The organism is Nocardia jinanensis, assembly GCF_014645735.1.
Classification (GTDB): Bacteria; Actinomycetota; Actinomycetes; order Mycobacteriales; family Mycobacteriaceae; genus Nocardia; species Nocardia jinanensis.
Map to the genome: position 1 here is coordinate 1 of NZ_BMMH01000052.1, position 2,707 is coordinate 2,707.

The 2,707-nt window shown below is 65.2% G+C and carries 1 protein-coding gene; it reads right to left on the reverse strand.

Annotation, left to right across the window (positions count from 1 at the left end):
- A partial coding sequence (locus tag IEY68_RS35760; protein WP_189094725.1) for a condensation domain-containing protein occupies positions 1-2,707 on the reverse strand: 2,707 nt, incomplete at both ends.

A 2,707-nucleotide genomic window follows, 5' to 3' on the forward strand; every position in this document is an offset into this window, starting at 1 on the left:
CGGGACACCGATCGGGACCGAACCCTGATCCGTTCCGGTGGCCTGCCAATACGTGATCGACACCGCAGCCTCGGTCGGACCATACAAGTTGTGCACCGCGGCATCGGAAATACTGTGCATCGCCGTCACCGTCTCCGGCGGCAACGCCTCACCGATCACGAACACATGCTCGAGACTCCGGATCGACTCCGCCGGAGTATGCGCAGCGAACACCGACAACATCGACGGCACGAAATCCGTCACCGTCACCTGATACTCGGCGATAACCCGCGCGAGATACTCGGTATCTCGATGACCGTCCGGAGTCGCCACCACCAGATGAGCACCCGCAGCCAACGGCAGGAAATAACCCCACAACGACACATCGAACGTCGTCGCGGTCTTCTGCAGATAGACGTCAGAAGCGTCGAGCGGATACTGATCCAGCATCCACGCGACCTGATTACCGATCGCCGCATGCGAGACGGCCACACCCTTCGGACGACCCGTCGAACCCGACGTGAAGATCACATACGCCGTATTCGACGACCGCACCGGCGACAACCGATCAGCATCGGTGAGCGGTGCGGTGTCGTAACCACTGATATCGAGCGTGTCCAGTGCAAGCACCGGAACACCCGTGTCCTCGGGAACGGCCCCGGTATCGGCGGTCGTGGTCAGCACACACAACGGTGCCGCCGTATCCAGGATGTAGCCGATCCGCTCGGCCGGATGCGCGGGATCCAACGGCACATACGCACCACCCGCAGCGACGACCGCATACATACCGACAACCAGATCCACCGACCGCGAAACCAGCAGACCCACCAGAGTCTCCGGACCCACACCCTGCGCGATCAGGTACCGCGCCAGCTGATTCACCCGACCCGCGAACTCGCCATAGGACAGACTCGTCCCCTCGAACGAGATCGCCAGCCGATCCGGATGAGCAGCGGCCGCGGCATCGAACCGGTCCAGCAGAAGTCCTGCCGGCACCCCATGCTCGGTGGCATTCCACTGCGCCAGCACCTGCGCACGCTCGACCGGCGCCAAGATCTCCAGATCACCGACCGCGGTCTCCGGCGCCGCGACGATCTCCCGCAGCAACCGCGCGAACCGCTGCGCGAAACCCTCCACCGTGGCGTGATCGAACAACGCTGTGGCATAGGTGAGGAAACCCGTCACACCCTCCGGCGCACCGGTGGTGTCGTAGGAATCGCTGAGGATCAGGTTCAGGTCGAACTGGGAGATCTCGGTATCGAAATCGAACCCCGAAACCGTCAACCCCGGCAGTTCCAGTACGGAGGCGGCCAGGTTCTGGAAGATCAACCCCACCTGGAACAACGGATGCCGCGCGGTAGAACGCGCCGGGTTGAGTACCTCCACCAGCCGCTCGAACGGCACATCCGCGTGCGCGAACGCCGCGATATCGGTCTCCCGCTGCCGCGACAAGAGCTCCGCGAAAGACTCCCCACGATCCAGCTCGGTACGGAACACCAGCGTGTTCACGAACATACCGATCAGATCGTCGAGCGCTCGCTCACCACGACCCGCGACCGGTGTACCGATAGTGATGTCGTCACTACCCGACAACCGCGACAGCAGCACCGCCAGCGCCGAATGCACGACCATGAACAGGGTGGCACCCTGCTGCCGCGCAACCCGCTGCAAACCGGCGTGGGTTTCGGCATCGATCGCGATATCGACCCGGCTACCGGCGAAGGACTGTACCGCCGGACGCGGCCGATCGGTCGGTAGATCCAGCTGATCCGGCACACCGGCCAGCGCCGACTGCCAGTAGCCCGCCTGCTGAGCCGCCAGCGATTCCGGATCGGCTTCGTCACCGAGCAGTTCACGCTGCCAGATGCTGTAGTCGGCGTACTGAATCGGCAGCGTCGCCCATGCGGGCGCCTCACCGGCGGCACGCGCGGCGTAGGCGGTCATCACGTCCCGGGTCAGCGGGCCGGCCGAGGAACCGTCACCGGTGATGTGATGGACGACCATGGTCAGGACGAACTCACCGGCAGTACCGTCCAGCTCGAACAGTGCCACCCGCAGCGGCACCTCGGCGGTCACGTCGAAACCGGTGGACACCAGTTCCGATACCGCAGCGACCACCTGATCGGGTGTCACCGACCGAATCTGCAGTCGCGGCACTGCCTGCGCGGCAGGCAATACCAGCTGCACCGGGCCCGACTCGGTCTCCGGATACACCGTCCGCAGCACCTCGTGCCGGCCCACCACATCGGCGACCGCGGCGCGCAGGGCAGCCACGTCGAGATCGCCCGAGAGCCGGATCACGAGGGGAATGTTGTAGGCAGCCGACTGCTGATCGAAGCGGTTCAGGAACCACATCCGCTGCTGCGCCAGCGACAACGGCGCTGCGTCGACAACCTCACCCGAGGGCAGCGTGCGGGTCGGCCGCGGCTGCGGCACCAACGCCGCACGCCCACCCGAACCCGCCTGCTCCTGAATCCGGGCGGCCAACGCCGAAACAGTGGCGGCCTCGAACAACAAACGCACCGGCACCTGCGTATCCAACGCAGTCCCTAGACGCGCGGCGACCTGGGTCGCGACCAGCGAATTACCACCCAGGGCGAAGAAATCATCATCCGCACCGACCCGCTGGACACCGAGCACCTCGGCGAACACACCCGCGACAATCTCCTCGATCGGAGTCGACGGCGCCCGGAACTCCTTCGTCTCGAACACCGGCGCCGGCAACGCC